General features: G+C 71.5%; 14 protein-coding genes. 2 read left to right on the top strand and 12 right to left on the bottom strand.

Features of this window, described 5'->3' with window-relative positions; translation table 11 throughout:
- Positions 1-55: 55 nt before the first annotated feature.
- From wecC to HDA30_RS02715, 3 genes are all read right to left on the bottom strand, one after another.
- Positions 56-1,309: a UDP-N-acetyl-D-mannosamine dehydrogenase gene (gene wecC / locus HDA30_RS02725; protein WP_184241041.1), complete on the bottom strand. Its 1,254-nt coding sequence runs from the start codon at positions 1,307-1,309 to the stop codon at positions 56-58.
- A 106-nt stretch (positions 1,310-1,415) separates the two neighbouring features.
- Positions 1,416-3,731: a glycosyltransferase gene (locus HDA30_RS02720; protein ID WP_343059281.1), complete on the bottom strand. Its 2,316-nt coding sequence runs from the start codon at positions 3,729-3,731 to the stop codon at positions 1,416-1,418.
- Entirely contained in the window at positions 3,724-4,509 is a 786-nt protein-coding gene (locus HDA30_RS02715; RefSeq protein WP_184241040.1) for a hypothetical protein, read from the bottom strand. The genes HDA30_RS02720 and HDA30_RS02715 overlap by 8 nt, the downstream gene beginning before the upstream one ends.
- A gap of 193 nt (positions 4,510-4,702) precedes the next feature.
- On the opposite strand from HDA30_RS02715, the gene HDA30_RS02710 reads away from it, so the two are divergent.
- Positions 4,703-5,632 carry a hypothetical protein gene (locus HDA30_RS02710; RefSeq protein WP_184241039.1) on the top strand — a complete coding sequence of 310 codons (930 nt, stop codon included), beginning with the start codon at positions 4,703-4,705 and terminating at the stop codon, positions 5,630-5,632.
- Here the strand turns inward: HDA30_RS02710 and HDA30_RS02705 are convergent.
- The 8 genes from HDA30_RS02705 to coaD all read right to left on the bottom strand — a co-directional run bounded on the left by HDA30_RS02705 (position 5,571) and on the right by coaD (position 12,228).
- Entirely contained in the window at positions 5,571-6,878 is a 1,308-nt protein-coding gene (locus tag HDA30_RS02705) for a glycosyltransferase family 4 protein (protein WP_262337693.1), read from the bottom strand. The two genes, HDA30_RS02710 and HDA30_RS02705, sit on opposite strands and share 62 nt — an antisense overlap.
- The gene (locus HDA30_RS02700; protein ID WP_221419038.1) at positions 6,869-8,071 is read right to left on the bottom strand and encodes an LCP family protein; all 1,203 of its coding nucleotides are present in this window, start codon (positions 8,069-8,071) and stop codon (positions 6,869-6,871) included. Before HDA30_RS02700 ends, HDA30_RS02705 begins: the two co-directional genes overlap by 10 nt.
- A gap of 97 nt (positions 8,072-8,168) precedes the next feature.
- Complete coding sequence (mutM, locus tag HDA30_RS02695) at positions 8,169-9,056, bottom strand: bifunctional DNA-formamidopyrimidine glycosylase/DNA-(apurinic or apyrimidinic site) lyase (protein ID WP_184241038.1); 888 nt, start codon at positions 9,054-9,056, stop codon at positions 8,169-8,171.
- Between the two features lie 10 nt (positions 9,057-9,066).
- Positions 9,067-9,795: a ribonuclease III gene (gene rnc / locus HDA30_RS02690; protein WP_343059279.1), complete on the bottom strand. Its 729-nt coding sequence runs from the start codon at positions 9,793-9,795 to the stop codon at positions 9,067-9,069.
- A 7-nt stretch (positions 9,796-9,802) separates the two neighbouring features.
- The gene (gene rpmF, locus HDA30_RS02685; protein WP_158495711.1) at positions 9,803-10,006 is read right to left on the bottom strand and encodes a 50S ribosomal protein L32; all 204 of its coding nucleotides are present in this window, start codon (positions 10,004-10,006) and stop codon (positions 9,803-9,805) included.
- Positions 10,007-10,008: 2 nt separating this feature from the next.
- A complete protein-coding gene (locus tag HDA30_RS02680) occupies positions 10,009-10,590 on the bottom strand; it encodes a YceD family protein (protein WP_184241036.1) in 582 nt (193 codons plus the stop codon).
- Positions 10,591-10,711: 121 nt separating this feature from the next.
- On the bottom strand, positions 10,712-11,611 hold the full coding sequence (gene galU / locus HDA30_RS02675; RefSeq protein ID WP_158495709.1) for a UTP--glucose-1-phosphate uridylyltransferase GalU: 900 nt from the start codon (positions 11,609-11,611) through the stop codon (positions 10,712-10,714).
- Positions 11,612-11,751: 140 nt separating this feature from the next.
- A complete protein-coding gene (gene coaD, locus HDA30_RS02670; protein WP_158495708.1) occupies positions 11,752-12,228 on the bottom strand; it encodes a pantetheine-phosphate adenylyltransferase in 477 nt (158 codons plus the stop codon).
- A gap of 75 nt (positions 12,229-12,303) precedes the next feature.
- Between coaD and HDA30_RS02665 the strand changes: the two genes are divergently transcribed.
- Complete coding sequence (locus HDA30_RS02665) at positions 12,304-13,554, top strand: aminotransferase class I/II-fold pyridoxal phosphate-dependent enzyme (RefSeq protein ID WP_184241035.1); 1,251 nt, start codon at positions 12,304-12,306, stop codon at positions 13,552-13,554.
- A 10-nt stretch (positions 13,555-13,564) separates the two neighbouring features.
- Here HDA30_RS02665 and rsmD read toward each other — a convergent pair whose 3' ends face one another.
- Positions 13,565-14,131, bottom strand: coding sequence for a 16S rRNA (guanine(966)-N(2))-methyltransferase RsmD (gene rsmD, locus HDA30_RS02660; RefSeq protein ID WP_158495706.1), 567 nt, complete (start codon positions 14,129-14,131; stop codon positions 13,565-13,567).
- Between the last annotated feature and the right edge of the window lie 16 nt (positions 14,132-14,147).

Below are 14,147 nucleotides of genomic sequence, written 5' to 3'. Positions count from 1 at the left end.
ACGGCGCGCCCTCCCGTGGACCAGAAGGACGCGCCGACGTCGGATCAGGCGGGGCTCAGCCCTGCTGGGCGCGCCACTGGCCGCGCGTGTCGATCACGCGCTTGCCCGCGGCGGCAGCGCCGAGCTGGCCGAAGGCATCGTGGTCCACGAGCAGCAGGACGATATCGGCCTGCTCCACGGCCTCGGACGCGTCGAGGAACGTGATGTTCTCGCGACCCTGCAGGCGCGGCGGGAGCTCGTCCACATGCGGCTCGGCCACCAGGATCTGCGAGCCGGTGAACTGCTCGGCCATGCTGTCCACGATGTTCAGGGCCGGGGACTCGCGCAGATCGTCGATGTTCGGCTTGAACGCCAGGCCCAGGGCGGCGACGCGCGGTGCGCGGCCGGTCTGCTGCTGCACGTCGAAGGCGGCGGCCTTGACCTGGTCGATGACCCACTGCGGCTTCGCGTCGTTGATCTCGCGCGCCGAACGGATCAGTCGCGCCGTGCTCGGAGCCGCGTCCACGATGAACCACGGGTCCACCGCGATGCAGTGGCCGCCCACGCCGGGGCCGGGCTGGAGGATGTTCACACGCGGATGGTGGTTCGCCAGCTCGATGAGCTCCCACACATCGATGCCGAGCTCAGAGCAGATGACCGACAGCTCGTTGGCGAAGGCGATGTTCACGTCACGGAACGAGTTCTCCACGAGCTTGGCCATCTCCGCGGTGCGGCAGTCGGTCAGCAGAATCTCGCCCTTGCAGAAGGTGCGGTACAGGCTCTCGGCGCGCTGAGCAGCCTCCGGGGTGGAGCCGCCAACGATGCGGTCGTTGGTGACCAGCTCCACCATGACCCGGCCGGGCAGCACGCGCTCAGGACAGTGCGCGACGTCGACGCCGGGCTCCCGCAGCTCGGGACGCTCGGCGTAGATGACCTCGGCCATGTGCTCGGTCGCCCCCGGCGGCGAGGTGGACTCAAGGATGACGAGCTCGTCTCCGCGCAGCTGCGGGGCGAGTCCGCGTGCGGCGGCCTCGATGTAGCTCAGATCGGGCTGATGCCCGTCCTTAAACGGGGTCGGCACCGCCACGATGTACGCGTCCGCCGGCGGCGTCTGCGTGGAGGCGCTGAGCAGGCCCTTGTCCACGGCGCGGGAGACGAAGTCGGCCAGGTCCGGCTCGACGAACGGCACGCGCCCGGCGTTCACGGCCTCGACGGTGCGGTCGGAGACGTCGACGCCGTGCACGCGCACGCCGTTCTCCGCGAGGATCGCGGCGGTCGGGAGGCCGATGTAGCCGAGGCCGATGACGGCCACGGTGGAGATCTCAGTCACGGGGGACCCTTTCGGGGTGTTCGGGAGTGCGCGTCGGTGCGGGAGCGACTCGTCCCGCCTCGACGCCGGGCGTCTGGCCCAGTATAGGTCTGCGGCCGCGACGGCTTCAGGACGCGGCGGCAGGGAACAGTGCGGCGTGCCACAGCGCGGCGACCGCGCGTTCGTCGTAGCCCTGCACGCGCTGACGGCTCAGATCGCTGAGACGGCCATACTGCTCGTCATCGGCCACGGCCGCCAGCACGCGCTCGGCTGCGGCCTCCGTGTCCGGCACGACGAAGTCCTCGCCGAACACGCCGACCGCGCCCGGCCGCTGCCAGACCAGCGGCACGGCACCGGAGACCATGCCCTCGGCGGGGGCCAGGTGGAAGCTCTCGGTGGTGGACGGGGAGAGCACCCAGCCGATCTTCGTCAGCCACGTGCCCATGTCCGCCCCGAAGGGCTCGAAGGCCACGACCTCGCGCAGATCGGATCCGCCGATGCGAGCGAACAGATCGAGGTATCCCTCGCGCTGCAGCGGTTTGCGCCACTCATGTGCGTACTCCCACGGCATGCGGCCGCGGATGTGCAGGGTGAAGCGGTCATCGTGCCGACGCAGGGCCTCGAGCAGATCGACGGCCCGGTCCAGCCGCTTACGCAGCGGAACGATGCCGACCAGGCCGAGCCGGTACCGGCGGTCCGGCAGGCCGGGACGATCGAGGTCGGCCACCGAGACGGCGTTGGGGATCACCGTGACCTTCGCCGGGTCGATCGCCATGTGCTCACGCGTCAGGTCTCGGTAGAGACCTGAGACGGTGACGAGGGCGTCCACGGCGTCGGTGTCGATGTTCTCGAGCCAGCCGCCTCGCAGCTCGAACATGTGCAGGCGCACCACCAGCCGCTGGCCGGGACGCTTGTGCTTCGAGTACCAGACCGCGTTGGGACCGGCCCACTCGCACACCACGACGTCGGCCCAGTCGATCAGCTTCGTCGAGGCGGACTCGTCGTGCTTGTGCAGGGTCGACCAGTGGTCCAGGCGCAGCTCGACGGACGGGTCGTCTCGCAGCATGTCGACGAGCTCGCCGGCGAACTTCAGGTCGTGTCCGGCCACGACGACGCGGGTCCGACGCGGCGACACGCTCACGGCCTCCGCGTTCTGCGCGTCGGCGCTCTGCGCGGCGCCGCTCTCGCCCGCCTGCGGCGAGGCATGCTGCCCCGCGTCCGCGCTGAGCGTTCCGGCGGCGGGAGCCTGATCGAGCAGCCCGAGTCGGGCGAAGTACCCGCGCAGGGCTTCAGCGCGTGCGGTCATGCGATACGGTTCGGCGGCCGCGAGCACGTGGGCCGAGAGCTCGGGAAGACGTTCTTGCACGCCCTGCAGCCGCCGGGCGATGGCCTCGGCGTCGTCCCGGAGCGCGTCGATGAACAGCGGGTAGTCCGTGCCCAGCAGCTCTTCGTGGATCGTGGTGCGATTCACCAGCGGCGGCACACCCAGCGCGCAGCTCTCGAGCACCTTCGTCGAGATCTCCAGGGACAGATCCAGGCGTGGCGCGCGCCAGCCCAGGGACACGTCCGAGTGAGCCATCCGGTCCATGGACTCGACGCGGCTGAGCGCACCCGTCCACTCGAACCCGGGCATGTCCGCGTTGAGCAGCGTACGCATGCGCGAGGCCCAGCCGCTGCGCTTCGGCTCGCGGTGGACCTTGTCGCCGACCATCGTCAGCCTCGCCTCGACACCGGCCTCGGTGAGATGCTCGAGGATCGCGGGCATCTTGTCGGTGTGCCAGTCGTGGGCGAACTTGCCCGTGTAGATCATCCGCAGCGGTCCGGCGGCGTGTTCGGCCGACCGCTCGACGGGTCGGACCTCGTCCGGGACCATCGGCGAGAGGATCTCAGTACGGCCCGCCGCGGCCGGGACCATGGCCTCGAGCACGGCGCGGGCCTGCGGGGTCTGCGCCAGCATCAGACGGCTGGCCGCGGCGATCGCGCCGATCGTCTCCTGCCGTGAGGAGCTGAACTCACCGGCGACATAGCCGAACTCGGTGACGTAGGACCACAGGCGCCCCGGAAAGGCATGACGCTCGGCCAGCTCACTGCACATGTGGATGCCGCGCACGAGCACGACGTCGTAGCGCTCCCGCTCATCCGCCTCGGCCAGGACGGTGGCGGCCCGCGCCGGTTCCATCGAGTTCTGTCCGGCGCGAGGGCGGGCCTCGAGCACGGTGACGCCGTCAAGCGCGCGCAGCGGCGCGGTCAGCAGATCACGGCGCTCCTCCGCCTTGAGCTGCACGTGCACCTCGGCACCGGCGCGCGTGAGGGTCTCGGCCATCGAGGGCAGCCAGATCGCCGAACCGTCCATGACGTTCAGGTCGACGTCGCCGTACAACAGCACGCGCACGCGGGCGGCTGCCGGGATCTCGGCGGTCTCAGGGGTCGGGTGCTCAGCCACGGTAGGCCTCCTCGCTGGCGGAAAGGACGTCGGCGAGGCCGTACGGGGCGTCCCCGGGGTCCTCGGTGAAGTGCATGGGTTCGCGGTCTTCGCCCGCGCGCAGCGGGAGCACGTGCGGGGCCTGCATGAGCGCGAGCGCGCCGATGCGGTGGGCTCGCGGGCCTCGGACGAGCAGCCAGCAGGTGACGCCGCGCTCGGAGGCCGCCTTCAGAGCGGCGTCGAGTTCGCGGTACAGGGAGACGCCGGTGGCGTCGAGGGCACCGGCCCAGACTCCGCGGAATCCCTCCAGGTCGACCACGACCGACTCGACGCGCTGGGCGAGGGCCGTCGAGGTCCCCGGCACGAACGGGACGACCCGATGCCCGGCCTCCTCGAGACGCCCGCGCACGTCCGGCGCGAGGATCCCGCCGATCGACCGCTGCCCTGTGGCGCCGCGGGAGACATCGGCCAGACCCAGGGCGCGTTCCAGGCGCTCGCTCGCCTTGGGGTCAGGGCCGACGGCCGCCGCGCCGCGTCCGGTCACGGTCGGGGAGGCGGCGGGACGGGGGCGTTGCTTCTCGGCGGTCGCCAGGCCGAGGGCGTCGGTCGCCCGCCCGGCGGCCCGCGTGTTCTTCTGCTGGCCCCACTTCACTCCGAACAGGTCCCGGATCTCCTGTGCGACGGGCGTGGGCATGCGGCGCAGGACCGCTCCGCCCTTGCGACGCAGCACCCGGCGCGTGTCCGGCGGGATCGTTTGTGCGGAGCGCCTGAGCACCTTCTGAATCGACGTGCGCGCCATGCCGGAATTCCTGCCCCTCAGTCTGTGCGTGATGACTCTGCGCCCGACGACGCGGAGGTCGCCACCGAGACACACCCCGGCGCGGGCTGCGGCCCAGACTAACAGCGCGCGTCTGCGCATCCGCTGCGGCAGGCCGGTGCCGCCTCGTGGAGTCCTGCTCCGCACCGCAGCGCCCACTCGGTAACCTTGTCGCATGCAACGCCCCCGCCGACTCTCCCGCTGGTCCGCCGAGACGCGCTACGCCTCCGCGCAGGAATTCGTCTCGGTCCGCCCGCAGCGCGGACTGCACAGTGTCCCGGTCGGCGAGTCCGTCGTCGACCTGCTGATCGAGGACCGGGGCGCCCCGGTCACCCTGATCGTGTTCAACGCCTCACTGTCCTCGCGGGTGCGGCTGCTGCCCGCCTTCCAGGGGAACCGACTCGCGGAAGACTGCGGCGTCAACCTGATCGCCGTCAGCGACCCCGCGACCGCTCGGGGTGACCTCGACCTCGGCTGGTACCTGGGCGATGACCTCACCGGCCCGCTGCCCGAGCAGCTCGGCCCCGTGCTGCACCACGCGGCCCGCTGCCTGGGCGGTGTGCGCACCGTGCTGTTCGGCAGCTCCGGCGGTGGATACTCCGCGATCCGCTACGCCCCTCACCTGCCGGACGCGCTGGTGCTCGCCGTGAACCCGCGCCTGGACATGCAGGCCTCCCCCGCCGCCGGCCTGGACCGGTATCTGGACGTGGCGCACCCGTCGGCGCAGACCGAGGCGCAGCGGACCGCGGTGATCGAGCGATTCGTGCGGCGCCGACCGGTGGAGCCGGGAACCGGAGCGTTCACCAACGACGTGCTGATCTACCAGAACCGCGCGGATCAGCGCTTCTTCAACCACCAGTTCACGCCGTTCCTGCAGCTGGCGCGTGGTGAACGCCGCCTGTATGTCCGCACGGACGACAACGGTCCGGGACACGTCGCGATCCCCTCTGACACCGTCCGGGAGATCCTCAGCGCGCTCGCGGACCTGTCGCTGCGTCCGGCCCGGGCCATCGCCGCGGCCGGTTTCGCGCGCCCCGAGCCGGTCACCGTCGCCGACCGACTCGCCTCCGTCGTGGGCGGCGTCCGCGCTCGACGGCGGCGCTGACCGTCTCCACCATGCGCGTGCCGAGCACGTGCAGGTCGGCGTGCCGGTTCACCCACTTCCGGCCACGGCCGCAGGTTCGGGTGGACTCCGGGTCCGCCGCGAGTGCGCGCAGATGGTCGGCGAGGGCCTGGGCCCGCGCCGGGATCGGCTGCGCGCCGGTCGCCTGCTGCACGACCTCGGCCGCCTCGCCGCGCACCACGGGTGTGATGTGCTGGTCCATCGCCAGCAGCTCGTAGGTCTTTGAGGGCACCGTCCAGTCGAAGCTGGGCCAGTCGTCGCGCAGGATGACCAGGCAGGTGTCGGCCCACGCGTACTGGCCGCGCACCTGGGCTCCCGTGACCGCGGGCAGCAGCTGCGCGGGCTCACCCAATCGACGGTTGAGCGCGACGAGCGCCTCACGGCGGGTCCCGTCTCCCACGAGCCGGACGGTCACCGGCGGATCCGAGGGCTGCGCCTGGTCTCGAAGCAGCGCGGCGGCCTCCACGAGCACCTCGAGTCCTTGGCTCTCGCCGTGGTTGCCCAGGTACAGCACGTGCAGGCCGTCGCCGGCCTCGCGCTGCCGTCGCGTCACCGGGGCCGCCGCCGTGACGGCGATGCCGTTCGGCACGTGCACCGGCACGTCGACACCTCGGGCCGCCAGGCGCTTTCCGAATCCGGCGGTGACAGTCACGACCGTCTCGGCGCTGCGCTGCGCGCCGGTGACGAGCCGGTCCATCACCGCGCCGAGCGGTCCGGCGCCGACCTCGGCCTCGCGCGCGAGATCGGGCCAGGCGTCTCGCATCTCCAGCACCAGCGGACGCCGCCACAGCAGACGCAGCACTCGAGCGGGCACGACCATCGGCAACGCCGGCAACGTCGCCACCACGACGTCCGGACGCGGCACCGTCAGCGCCGCCGGCAGACACAGCACGGCGTGCACGGCCGAGGCGAGGAAGCGGGAGTTGCGGCCGCCGGCGCCGGACCGCGGCGCCGGGGTCCGCACGATGCGTTCGCCGTGGGCGCCCGTGCCGGTGCGGCCGTCCTCGCGGCCGGGCACGGTCGGCGCGATGACGTCGACGTTCCACCCGGCCTCGACGAAGGCGCGCACGAACGCGTCCCAGCGCCGCTGCGGCGGCGTGGTCTCCGGGGCATAGGAGTGGATGAGCAGGCACAGCCGGGGTGCGCGGCCCGCAGCGCGTTCGGCTGCGCTACGACCCGCGGTGCCGCCGGCGTTCAGCGTGCGCGGACCCGAGCCGGTCAGCCGCACGGCTCGTCCACCGCCGGCTCGGGCTTCGCAGCGCCGGACGCCTCGGCCTGGCTCGTCGGCTCGGATTCGGCCTGAGCTGCCCGCCGTTGCTGCCGTTCCTTCTTGGCCTGGGCTTCTTCCTTCTCCCGGGCCTCGACATAGCGGCCGAGGTCATCGTCGGCCAGTGCCGCGCGCAGCTGCCGCATGAGCTGCTCGTCCTGGCCCACGACCGACTGGCCGCGGGCGTCCTTGAACGCGTCGCCCGAGGGGACGGTGAGCATCTCCAAGTCGCCTTTGTCCAGATCCCGCAGGCGCCAGCCCACCTGTCCGACGATCTGGGAGTCCAGGCCTTCGTCGACCGTCAGGTGCCGAGAGAAGGTCGAGACGACGTCGTTGGTGCGCCCCGGGTTCGCGAGCACGTCCACGCTGAGGAACCGTCCCAGAGCGCTCTCGACGACGCGCTGCTGGTTCTCGACGCGACTGAGATCACCGTCGCCGAAGGCATGGCGTTCGCGGACGTAGCGCAGGGCGGCGGTGTCCTGCAGCAGGATCTGGCCGCGCGGGAAGTAGCTGGGGTTCTTCTGCCCGGATGAGAACGCCGTCGGGTTGCACACGCTCACGCCGCCCAGCGCGCTGGTCACCGAGCGGAAGCCCTGGAAATCCATCTCGACGAGGTGATGCACGGGGATGTCGAACATCTGCTCGACGGTGTCGATCAGCAGCGGATACCCGCCCTCGGCACTGGCCGCGTTGAGCTTGTCCCGGCCGTGACCGGGAATGTCCACGTACAGATCGCGCAGCAGGGAGATGACGTAGACGCCGCTGCCGTCGGCCGGGATGTGGACGAGCATCATGGTGTCCTTGCGCTCGCTTCCCTCCTCGCGGTCGTCGTCGGCGCGGGAGTCGGAGCCCAACAGCAGGATGTTCACGGGGTCGCCCGCCTCACGCTGCTGAGTCTGCGCGTCGACGGTGGTCCGGTTGTCGTCGAAGCTGCGGGCCACGGAGCTGAGGTAGAGCACGCCCGCGACCAGAGCGAGAACGAGCACGACGGCGATCGCCCCGACCACCCACGGCCAGCGTCGCCGCCGGGAGCGACGGGGCGGTGTGCCTGAGGACACCGAGCCACGGTCCTGCTCATGCGACGCTCCCGCGACCTCGGGCTGGTCCGCGCCTCGGTCGGCACCGAGACGGCCCGATCCCGCACGATCGTCCACCGATCCACTCCTCCCAGACGACACTGCTCCACCGAAGCCTAGAGCACCCCGGACGCGCCCGACGGACCGCCTCGCCCAGCGCAGGGCGCCGACCCGGTCACCGTCGACGCTGGCAGACCGGGCACAGATGTGAGGCCCGGTTCATGAACGCGACGCGGAGAATTCTGCCGTCCCTGCCGGAGCGAAGGCAGCGCGGGCATGGTTCGCCAGTGCGTCCGTACGCGTTCAGGGAACGGGCGAAATACCCTGAGCGGCCCTCGACATTGACGTACAAGGCGTCGAAGCTGGTTCCGCCAACGGCCAGGGCACGGCGCATCACGTCCGCCGCGGCGTCCAGGACCGCGGTGCCTCGGGCCACAGAGAGCCGCTGAAGCGACTGCTCCGGATGGACACGGGCGGCCCAGAGCGCTTCGTCGGCGTAGATGTTGCCGATCCCGGAGACCACGCTCTGGTCCAGCAGCGCTCGCTTCACCGCCGTGCGACGGGATCGCCAGCCGGCGGCCACGGCGCGCGAGTCGAACCCCGGGTGCAGCGGGTCCAGGGCGATGTGCGCGGCGGTGGCAGGGATTGGCTCTCCCGTGACGGGGCACGGGGTCAGCTCGTCGTCCCACCAGCCCCCGAAGAGCCGCTGGTCCACAAACCGCAGCTCCCGGAGCACCCCGTCGGCGCCCCGCACCGGCAGACGCAGCCGCAGGTGCCGCTGGTGCTCGCGACCGGGGTCATCCACCCGAATCTGTCCGGACATGCCCAGGTGCACCACCACGGCACGCCCCCGCGGCGACTGCAACGGCACCCAGAGAAACTTGCCGCGGCGCTGCGGCCGAGCGAGCACGGCCCCGTCCAGCAGCTCCGCGAGGGCCGCCGGACCGTCCGAGCACCGACGCAGCGCGCGGACGTCGCACACGTGAAGGCGTCCGGCCACGGCTCCGGCGACGTAGGGCTCCATGCCTCGTCGTACGACCTCGGCCTCGGGCAGCTCGGGCATCGTGACGGGTTCAGGCCGAGGCGTTCGGAAGCTCGGCTTCGATCAGGGGCCAGGACTCGGCGGCGGCGTCCCGCTCGGCCTGCTTCTTCGAGCTCGCGACGGCACTGGCATACCGGCGAGCTCCGACGTGGCACACCGCTTCGAAGCGCGGCGCGTGGGCCGGCCCCTGGCCCGTGATCTCGTAACGGACCTCGCCGAGCGCGTGCTTCGACGCGGCCTCGGACACGACGGTCTTCCAGTCGGTGCCCTGGCGTGCGATCTCGGGGTCCTCGAGCAACGGCACGATGTGGCGATGCACCAGGGCCGAGGCGGCGACCGCGCCGTGGTCCACGTACACGGCGCCGAGCAGCGCTTCGAAGGCGTCGGCGAGGATCGAGTCCTTGTCCGCACCGCCGGTGCGCGTCTCCCCCTCGCCGAGTCGCAGATGCGCGCCGACGCCGAGGCCGCGCGAGACCTTCGCCAGAGCGTGCGTGGACACGATCGAGGCGCGTCGACGCGCGAGGTCTCCCTCGGCCAGGTGCGGGAAGACCTTGAACAGATGGTCGGTCACGACGAAACCGAGCACGGCGTCACCGAGGAACTCGAGGCGCTCGTTGGTGGGCAGCCCACCGTGCTCATATGCGTAGGAACGGTGCGTCAAAGCACGTTCGAGCGTCTCGGACGTGATGTGCACGCCGAGACGCTCGAACAGCTCAGCAGGTTCCGGTGCGGGTGCTGCCCCGCGGCGCGTGGTGGCCACGCCCATATCAGGCGTCGGCGACCTTGCGGCCCTTGTACTCGAGGTGCAGGGGCGTGCCGGCGGCGTCGGTCTTCACCTCGGCCTGGTGCGGCAGACGGTAGGAGACGCGACCGTTCTCGACGGTCTTGATCAGGGTGGGGGCCTGGGCCTTCCACTGGGAACGGCGGGCGCGGGTGTTGGCGCGGGACATCTTCCGCTTGGGGACTGCCACGACTATCTCTCTTCTGTCTCGGGGGTGGAGGTCTTCTCACGGTCCACGAGGTCGGCGAGAGCCGCCCACCGCGGATCCAGGCGCTCATGGGCGTGCCCGGCGGGCACATCCTCGAGTCGCACGCCGCAGTCGGCGCACAGCCCCTCGCAGTCCGGTCGGCAGACCGGCTGGAACGGCAGCGCCGTGACCACGGCGTCTCGGAGCACGGGCTCCAGGTCGATCGTCTCGTAGACGATCAGGTGCTGGTCCTCGTCGTCCTCGGGGGACGGCTCGGCCAGGAACAGCTCCTGCAGATCGGCCGTGTGGCCGGCCTCGATCGGATCGAGGCAGCGGCTGCACTCGCCCGTGAGGGTGAGGTCGGCCGTCCCCGTCACGAGAACGCCCTCGTGGACGGCCTCCAGACGAATGTCCACGTCGACGGGTTCACCCGCGACGACGCCGAGCACGGGGGTGCCCACCTGCTCGGGCGCAGGCCACGTATGCCGGAGGGTCCGCTGGATCCCGGCGCTGTGCACCAGGTCCTTCACGGGAACACGCCACGGCGACTCGGAGGCAGGACGGCGCGCGTTGCGGTCAACGCTCATCGGTGCGGCCTCCTTCGGGAACCGTCGTCTCAGGGATCTGCTTCGACCTCATGGCACGCGAATGCCACGGAGCCGACTGTCCATGATAGCCGATGGGGCGATCGGCGACCAAGGATGCCGCTCAGCCGCGGTTCGCGTACTCCTTGAGCCAGGCGCGCATGTCCTCCCCCAGCTGCGGGTGCTCGGCGGCGAACTCGACGACGGCCTGCAGGTAGCCGAGCTTGTCGCCGGTGTCGAAACGGCGCCCGCGGAAGACGACGGCGTGCACGCCCCCGCGCTCGGAGTCGTCGTGGGCCAGGCTCTGCAACGCGTCGGTCAGCTGGATCTCACCGCCGCGCCCGGGCGGCGTGTGATCGAGCACGTCGAAGACACCGGGGTGCAGCACGTACCGTCCGATGATCGCCAGGTTCGACGGCGCGTCCTGCCGCGCCGGCTTCTCGACCAGATCCGTCACGCGGACGACGTCGTCGGCCCCCGGCACGGCGTCGACGGCGGCCACACCGTACGAGGACACCGACTCCTCGGGCACCTCCATCAGCGCGATGACGGAACCGCCCTTCTCGGCCTGGACGTCGATCATGCGCTGGAGCAGATCGTCCTCATGGTGGATGATGTCGTCGCCGAGCAGCACCGCGAAGGGCTCGTCGCCGACGTGCCGACGTGCGCAGCCCACGGCGTGTCCGAGTCCGAGGGCCTCGCCCTGGCGCACATAGTGCATGTCGCCCACCAGGTCGGACTGGCGGATCGCGGCCAGGCGGGCGTCGTCACCCTTGCGCTCGAGGACCGACTCAAGAGCCGGATGCCGATCGAAATGATCCTCGAGGGCCCGCTTGTTCCGCCCGGTGATGACCAGCACGTCCGGCAGCTGCGAATCCAAGGCCTCCTGCACGACGTACTCGATGGCGGGCCGGTCGACGACCGGGAGCATCTCCTTCGGCATGGCCTTCGTCGCCGGGAGGAAACGCGTCCCCAGTCCTGCGGCCGGGATGACGGCCTTGCGCGCGCGTGGTGTTCGAGTCATCTGTGGTCCTGTCCTCTCCTATCGATCCGTGGGCCGAACGCTCGCGGGCCGGGGCGGGTTCCCGACGCGGCGTGCCGGTCCTCGGCTCCCCTGCGGGCAGCGGATGCCCGGTCAGTCTATTCAGACCCGGCGCGGTGTGGTCAGCGCCCGGGCTCAGCGAGCCGTTCGGCCACCGCCAGCGGCACGAAGGCGGTGACGTCCCCGCCGTGGGAGTGCACCTCCTTGACGAGCGAGGAGGAGAGATGGCCGTAGCGCGGATCCGCCGGGACGAACAGCGTCTCCACCCCGGTGAGGTGCCTGTTCATGGTGGCCATGGGGGCCTCGTACTCCAGATCGGCGCCGCTGCGCAGTCCCTTGATGAGCGCATCGGCCTCCACCTCTCGGCAGAACTCGGCGATCAGCCCCGCGCCGAGAGGCAGCACACGCACCCCGGGCTCGGACGCGAAGGTCGTCTCGATCATCTCGATGCGCTCATGCATCGAGAAGCGATAGTTCTTCGCCGGGTTCACCGAGACGGCCACGAGCACCTCGTCCGCGAGCCTGGCGGCTCGGGCGATGACCTCCACGTGGCCGAGATGAAGAGGGTCGAAGGATCCGGGACACACCGCTCTGCGCATGGTCTCCACGCTAGCCCAGCCGTGCCCGTGCCCCCTGCCCGCACGATCGGATGTGGCCTGGGCTACGCTCGGGCCATGCCCGAGACGTCTGCGACCGCACCGCACCACGACCCCCGCCCGGTCCGTTCACCCGACCAGCGCTGGCGCCGGACGGCCGAAGCCGCCGGCCTGTGGCACGACGGCGCGCCCACCCCGACGATCTTCGAGCGGATGTCCGCCGCGGCGGCCGAGCACGAGGCGGTGAACCTCGGCCAGGGCTTTCCGGACCGTGACGGCCCCGAACAGCTGTTGCGCCTGGCCGCCGATGCCGTGCTGCGCGGGCCCAACCAGTACGCCCCCGGCGCCGGACTGCCAGCGCTGCGCCAGGCCGTTGCGATGCACCGGACGGAGCACTGGGGCGTCACCGAGGATCCCGAGTCCGAGGTGCTCGTGACGACGGGGACGACCGAGGCGATCACGGCCACGGTCCTGGCGTTCGTCGAGCCGGGCGAGGAGGTGATCACCGTCGAGCCGTTCTACGACGCCCACGCCGCGGCGATCGCGCTGGCCGGCGCTCAACACGTGCGGGTGCCGGTGTCCGCCCCCGACTTCCAGCCGGACCCGGAGCGCCTGCTCGCCGCGGTCACGGATCGCACCCGCCTGCTCGTGCTCAACACCCCGCACAACCCGACGGGAGCGGTGTACCCGCCGGCGCTGCTGCGACGCCTGATCGAGGGTTGCGCCGAACGCGGGGTGCTCGTGCTCTCGGACGAGGTCTACGATCACCTCGTCTACGACGGCGAACACGTCACGCTGCGCGCCCTGGATCCCACCGGCGAGACGGTGCTCACGGCCTCCTCCGCGGGCAAGTCGTTCGCGGTGACCGGCTGGAAGGTGGGCTGGCTGACCGGCGCGGCCCGGCACGTCGCGGCGGTGCGGGCCGTGAAGCAGTACCTGACGTTCTCTTCCGGTCCGGCGTATCAGCAGGCCGTGGCCGCGTACCTGCCGCAGTCCGGCCCTTTTCTCGCCGAGCAGCGCGCACGCCTGCGCCGGCAGCGCGACCTACTCGTCGACGGACTGCGGGCCGTCGGGCTGGAGCCGACCGTGCCGCAGGCTGGCTACTTCGTGACCGTCGACCTCACACCGTGGGGCACGACGGATGCGATGGCCGCCGCCCTCGAGTGGACCAGGAGCGCGGGCGTGACGCCGGTGCCGGTCAGCGCGCTGTGCGCCTCCAGCTCCGAGACGTTGTCCTCGTGGCTGCGCCTGGCCTTCTGCAAGGAGCCGGACGTGCTCGCCGAGGGCATGCAGCGCCTGGCTCGGCATGCCGACACGCTGCGACGCTGAGCCACCTCCCTTAGCGCGGGTCCTGCCAGAAGTACAGCGCGCTCTCGCCGTAGGTGCGACTCTCGACCGGTTCGAGGCGCCCGGGTGCAGCCGGCGGGGCGCTGCGGACAGAGCGCTCCAACACCAGCAGACCTCCGGGCGCGAGCGCCGCTGCGGCCGCCTCGAGAACCGCGGTCAGCTCGTCCCCGTCGAGCGGGTACGGCGGATCCGCAAGCACGAGGTCCGCCGACTCGGCCTCCGCAGAGGCGAGGAAACGCTCCACAGCCTGGACCAGCACGCGCGCGGGGCGGCCGCCGGCGGCCCGGGCCACCAGCGCCGCATTGGCCCGACACACCTGGGCGGCGCGTCGGTCCCGCTCCACCAGCACCACCGAGGCGGCACCGCGGCTGAGCGCCTCGAGGCCGAGGGCCCCCGAACCGGCGAACAGGTCGAGCACGTCTGTGCCCTCGCACCACCCGCGTGCCTCCAGCCACGAGAACAGGGCCTCCTTGGTCCTGTCGGTCGTCGGCCGTGTGCCCGTGCCCGGCACGGAACCCAGGCGCGCGCCCGCGGCGGCCCCGGCGATGATTCGGCTCATCAGCTGCTCCTTTCCA

It is taken from the genome of Micrococcus cohnii, from assembly GCF_014205175.1.
GTDB classification, from domain to species: Bacteria; Actinomycetota; Actinomycetes; order Actinomycetales; family Micrococcaceae; genus Micrococcus; species Micrococcus cohnii.
This window is presented reverse-complemented; position numbering and strand designations above follow the sequence as displayed.

Coding starts and splice junctions, on each gene's coding strand:
- HDA30_RS02710 (WP_184241039.1), top strand. CDS start 4,703: ATGCAACGCCCCCGCCGACTCTCCCGCTGGTCCGCCGAGACGCGCTAC.
- HDA30_RS02680 (WP_184241036.1), bottom strand. CDS start 10,590: ATGAGCGTTGACCGCAACGCGCGCCGTCCTGCCTCCGAGTCGCCGTGG.
- HDA30_RS02665 (WP_184241035.1), top strand. CDS start 12,304: ATGCCCGAGACGTCTGCGACCGCACCGCACCACGACCCCCGCCCGGTC.
- galU (WP_158495709.1), bottom strand. CDS start 11,611: ATGACTCGAACACCACGCGCGCGCAAGGCCGTCATCCCGGCCGCAGGA.
- HDA30_RS02715 (WP_184241040.1), bottom strand. CDS start 4,509: ATGGCGCGCACGTCGATTCAGAAGGTGCTCAGGCGCTCCGCACAAACG.
- coaD (WP_158495708.1), bottom strand. CDS start 12,228: ATGCGCAGAGCGGTGTGTCCCGGATCCTTCGACCCTCTTCATCTCGGC.
- rsmD (WP_158495706.1), bottom strand. CDS start 14,131: ATGAGCCGAATCATCGCCGGGGCCGCCGCGGGCGCGCGCCTGGGTTCC.
- mutM (WP_184241038.1), bottom strand. CDS start 9,056: ATGCCCGAGCTGCCCGAGGCCGAGGTCGTACGACGAGGCATGGAGCCC.